4 protein-coding genes and 1 pseudogene are annotated in these 4,804 nt (G+C 59.3%); 2 read left to right on the top strand and 3 right to left on the bottom strand.

Features of this window, described 5'->3' with window-relative positions; all coding sequences use genetic code 11:
* Positions 1-899 (top strand): acyltransferase family protein (locus VN623_RS10710; RefSeq protein WP_325570904.1); only part of this gene is annotated, 899 nt, incomplete at its 5' end.
* 225 nt (positions 900-1,124) lie between these two features.
* Positions 1,125-1,796: a response regulator transcription factor gene (locus tag VN623_RS10715; RefSeq protein WP_325570906.1), complete on the top strand. Its 672-nt coding sequence runs from the start codon at positions 1,125-1,127 to the stop codon at positions 1,794-1,796.
* Positions 1,797-1,803: 7 nt separating this feature from the next.
* Here the strand turns inward: VN623_RS10715 and VN623_RS10720 are convergent, their stop codons facing one another.
* From VN623_RS10720 to VN623_RS10730, 3 genes and pseudogenes are all read right to left on the bottom strand, one after another.
* A complete protein-coding gene (locus VN623_RS10720; RefSeq protein ID WP_325570908.1) occupies positions 1,804-3,162 on the bottom strand; it encodes a hybrid sensor histidine kinase/response regulator in 1,359 nt (452 codons plus the stop codon).
* A complete protein-coding gene (locus tag VN623_RS10725) occupies positions 3,159-4,331 on the bottom strand; it encodes an FIST N-terminal domain-containing protein (RefSeq protein ID WP_325570910.1) in 1,173 nt (390 codons plus the stop codon). Before VN623_RS10725 ends, VN623_RS10720 begins: the two co-directional genes overlap by 4 nt.
* Before the next feature lie 140 nt (positions 4,332-4,471).
* Positions 4,472-4,804: pseudogene (locus VN623_RS10730) on the bottom strand (sulfatase); the annotation flags it as partial.

The following is a 4,804-nucleotide window of genomic DNA, read 5'->3' on the forward strand; positions in this document are numbered from 1 at the left end:
TTTTGCCTTTCCGGCTTCGTCCTGACTCATTCCATCGTTACGTCATCCCCCTCGTTCCGCGTGTTTACGGTCAATCGCATAGCTCGTCTCGTACCGCTTCATTGGCTAACTTTGGTAATTTGTGTGCTTGTTTTTGCGCACCCAAGTGGTGGGGCGAAATCGATTCGAAGGACCTTATTCGAAACGTTCTGCTTGTAAACGGTGTCGTTCCAACAGTGCATCAGTTCAATTGGCCCTCGTGGTCGATCAGTGTCGAAGTCTACGCCAACGTTCTGTTCTTCTACTTCATCGCTTCTCGTCGGCTCGTTGTGCCAGCGGGGTTTGTATTAGCGACCTGTTTTCTTGTTTTGGCAGGCTTAGGGCCGCAGATCCTGCGTGCAGACATGAACGTTTTGCGATGCGTGCTTGGGCTGACCGCGGGCTATCTCGCTTATGAAGCGCATCTTCCGCTGCACATTAGTGGATCGTATCAGTGTCGGATGATCTCTCTGGCTTCGACCTTGTCGTTGGTGGTTCTTGGAGGCTTGCTCTTCACACAACCGTCGCTGTGGTCGACTCTCGTTGTGATTGCGGCAATGCCCGCAATAATTGTGCTCATCGCAATCGAAAAGAATGCGCTTGCTCAAACACTTTCAACCTCCGCCCTTGCCTACGCCGGCGATCTGAGCTTTTCGATTTATCTCATCCATGCTCCGCTTTTATTGCTTTTTCGGAAACACCATTGGTTAGGTCTCGAAAACGATACGATCTTCAGCGGGACCGCTATGCAGGTGGCTGCTTTTGCAATCCTTCTTCTGCTATTATCGGTGCTATCGTTCGAGTTTTTTGAAAAGCCAGCCAAGCGCTACGTGCGAGAGAAATTGTTTGCGTCACATCGGTCGATTGACGCTAACGCTTAGGCGTGTCCGTCGGACTCAATGAAAGTTTTGTACGGGCTTGCTAGGAAGGCACCGACCACGGTTGAGTGGTGTTTACTGGATCGCGGACTACCACAAGCAAAATCTGAATTTGGCCTCGGGTCGTTTCGAGGTCTATGACAGATACGCTGGCTGGCTACACCCGTTATGTGCCGGCTGAGCAGAAGAGCATGGATCGGCGTCGATACAAGCCTCGTGGAGGAAAATTTGGCCGCCCCGGCGCACGTCCTGATCGTTGACGATCATCCGCTTTTCGTCGAGGCGCTGCAACGGGCCATCGTCAGCGCCTTTCCCGGGACCGAGACGCGTGAAGCGGTTTCGATCGAGGCTGCAAAGAGCGTGCTCAACGGCCGCGCACGCTTCGACGTCGTAATGCTCGATCTCGCCCTACCTGGAACCCGCGGCTTCGAAGGACTTCTGGAACTGAGAACGCGGCATCCAAAATTGCCGATCGTCGTCGTCTCGGCTCTCGAAGATCCGCGCATCATTCAGGATGTCATGCGCTATGGGGCGGCGGGCTTCATCTCGAAGTCGGCCGGTCGTGCCGAGATTGCCGCCGCGCTGAAGGACGTGATGGACGGATCGCTGACGTTGCCGAAGGGCTACCGGCCGCCGGAGCTGCCGCCGGCATCGGAGGCACGCGGTGAAGTGGTCGAGCGGCTGAAGACGCTGACTCCGAAGCAGTTAAGCGTCCTTCGGATGCTGCGCCAGGGCCTTCTCAATAAGCAGATCGCGCACGAACTGCAGATTGAGGAGACGACCGTTAAAGCCCACGTGTCGGAAATTTTGCGCAAGCTCAACGTCACGTCGCGCACCCAGGCCGTGATCGAGGCGCAGAAGATCGACTTCGAAACGATTCGGGGCGACACGGGCGGTTGAACCGCGATCACGCAAGCAGATGTTGCATCAGGGCGCGAAGTTCGGCGGGCCGTATCGGCTTATGCAATAGCTCGCATTTGAAATCGATGGCCGCTCGCGCCGCGACTTCGGTGCGGTCGGCCGTGATCAGGATCGCCGGAACATCGCAACCGGTCTTGTGGCGAATGCGCTTGACGGCCTCGATGCCCAGCACGCCGCTGTCGAGATGGTAGTCGGCAAGAATGATGGCCGGTGCGAACGCCGGGTCGGACAAAATTTCCGCGACATCGTCGAGATCGCGCGCCAGGCGGACATCGGCGCCCCATCGTGACAGCAGGGCCTGCATGGCTTCGAGCACCCCGAGATCGTTATCGATGACGATCAGAGGCTTGGCGACGAGATCGGCCCTTTCGCTTCGCAGCGGTGCGCCATTAGGTTCGGTCTTTGTCGTCGGCGCCGCATAGGGCGCCGTGATGGAAAACCGGGAGCCGCGTCCGACCCGCGACTCAAGCGTCAGTTCGTGACCGAGCGCCTCCGACATGCGCCGCACGATCGCGAGACCCAGACCGAAACCGGTGCCGCCGGAGTGCCGAGACGCTGAGCCGCGCTGGAATTCCTCGAAGATGTGCTGGCGCTCCTGCGAGGCAATGCCTGGCCCGGTGTCCCAGACTTCGATTGCGACCTGATCGCCGCGCCGTCGCGCTGCCAAAAGCAGGCCGCCGCTCTCTGTGTAGTGGGCGGCGTTCGCCAAAAGGTTCTGCAGCATGCGCCTCAGCATCAGCGGGTCGGAGCGAACGCCGAGCCGCGTCGGCCGCCAGCGGAAGTCGAGGCGCTTGCGCCGAGTCACCGGTTCAAGGCTACCGGCTAGGTGCTCGAAGATGCCGCCGAGCGCCACCGTCTGGAAGTTGGGGACAAAAACGCCGGCCTCGAGCTTTGAAATATCGAGAATACTCGTCAGCAGTTCTTCGATGGTCGTCAGCGCGTTCGAGATGTTCTGTGCCAATCGCCTGTTGTCGGGTTTATCTTGCGCCTCCATCAGCTCCGAAAGTGTCAGCCGGGCTGCGTGCAGCGGTTGCAAGAGGTCATGACCGGCCGCCGTAAAGAAGCGGGTCTTGAAACTATTGGCGCGCTCTGCCGCATCGCGCGCCGCGCTGAGTTCGACATTGGTGTGCGCGAGCTTCGAGAGCGCGTGATTGAGTTCGTCGGTCCGAAGCTTGATCTGCGCTTCCTGGCTGATCGCGGTCTGAAACAGCGAGAAGGCATTGGCCTGCTGATCCATCGACCGCTCGACGCGCTTCATCAGCGCCGCGTTGATCTTTCTCAGCTTGTCGACGGTCCGTCCGAAGTCTGCCAGATCCGGATGGTCCGCAGGGCGGTCATCGGTCATGGCGGTTCCGGCTTTTCGATCGACGTGGCGAATGCGATGCCGGTAAGCGTCTGGTTCAAGTGCATGGCGTTGAATTGCTCGCCGTACGTGTGGAATCCCGCGACGCCGTAACGACGATAGAGTTCCTCGACCTTATGGCGCACCTGCCGGCTTTCCGCGTCGAGCCGGCGCAAGATGCAATCGAAACCGAGCACGAAATCGGTCCCGCCGAGCGAGGAATCGATCTGTTCGAGTGTTTCCTGCGTCGAGCGCAGCATATCACGCGCGCGGGCGACCGTTAAAACTAGACCTTCGTCTATGGCACAAAAGAAGGACAGACTTCCGTCGGGATTCATGTTGCGGATCGAGCGGCAATAATAGTCGCCGCCGACCTTCACGACGAGGGGATAGGAGGCGAAGCTGAAGGGCCCAAGATCATCGGGCAGCAAGCCGATCGCGGCGGCGTATTCGCGCGCCGCGGGCTCGGCGTTGAGTTCGTAGACGATGCGGTTTTCGGTATCGGCCGCCGTGACGACGAGTTTGATTGGTGTAGGCTCGAAATTTTGCGTCTTGAAGACGCGAAACGGCGACGAGGTCTCGATCACGAACAGGATCGCTCCGCGGCGGACCAGATTGCCGCGATGGATAAGCACCGTGTTCTGAAATGCCAGTCCATCGCCTGCCGAGCCGCCGACGAGTTCGATATCGTCCAGCGACCAATGCAGCGCCGCGGTCAGCGCCTCTTCGGTATTCGACAGGCCGTCGGCGAGGACGAGCGCGAAGACGTGTTCCTGGGATGAACGGCTGGTGCCGCCGATCATCTGAATCCTGAGTCTTCGGGCGATCTCGGACGCGCGTTCGACGCCGGCTTTGTCAATCTCGGGGATAATTTCGCTCAGGACCCGAAAACCGGACTCGGGAAACGCGATCAGCACGATGCCACCCTGCATCATGCCGAGTGGGCCAACCTCGCCGGACGTGCTGCAGCCGGAGACCGGCGTGTCGGCGAAATTGCGTTTCAGCGCGTCGAGCAGGACTTGCGGGTCGTGCTCGATCGAAAAGAACACGATGATGTGCTGATAGACGCCGCCGGCGAGTTCAGCGCGTGCTGCCGCAATGGCGTCGCCGGTGCCGAGAGTACTCGCCACCACCCGAATTCCGCAGGCGGCGCGCATGGACTGGGTCGCCATTCAACTGCTCGGTGTCCTTGACCGCTTCGTTACGAGTGAGCGGGCTTTTCGAGGATTATGCTGCGCCATTGAGCGTGCCACAGGCGACAAACGTCGGCAATGGTGAGGCTGGCGCTTCGTCTCCTACTATTAACCGCGGATTAGCGTGCGTCGACGAGGCCGGAATCCATGAGCCGCCGATGAAAGGCGAGGATTTCATGAGTTTTCGCGCATGTGTAGTAGCGGCCGTCGCAGAGCGACAGAAGGCGAAGACGCTCCTGATAGGACTCCGGCAACGGTAGCCTCGCGGCTTGCAGCATGACGGTGCCGAGGTAAGGCACCTCCAATACGTCGACGCTGGGCAGCGGCGGCGGATCGTAATTGATGCCATTCACGGAGTAATAAGTCAGAAATCCGCGACTATCCGGTGTCATCTTCACGTCTTCGGCGCTAACGCCCTTGTCGAACCCGAGCAGCATGCGCGTCGCGATCGG

Origin of the sequence: Hyphomicrobium sp. (assembly GCF_035572195.1) — a bacterium.
Classification (GTDB): Bacteria; Pseudomonadota; Alphaproteobacteria; order Rhizobiales; family Hyphomicrobiaceae; genus Hyphomicrobium_B.

Coding starts and splice junctions, on each gene's coding strand:
- VN623_RS10720 (WP_325570908.1), bottom strand. CDS start 3,162: ATGACCGATGACCGCCCTGCGGACCATCCGGATCTGGCAGACTTCGGA.
- VN623_RS10725 (WP_325570910.1), bottom strand. CDS start 4,331: ATGGCGACCCAGTCCATGCGCGCCGCCTGCGGAATTCGGGTGGTGGCG.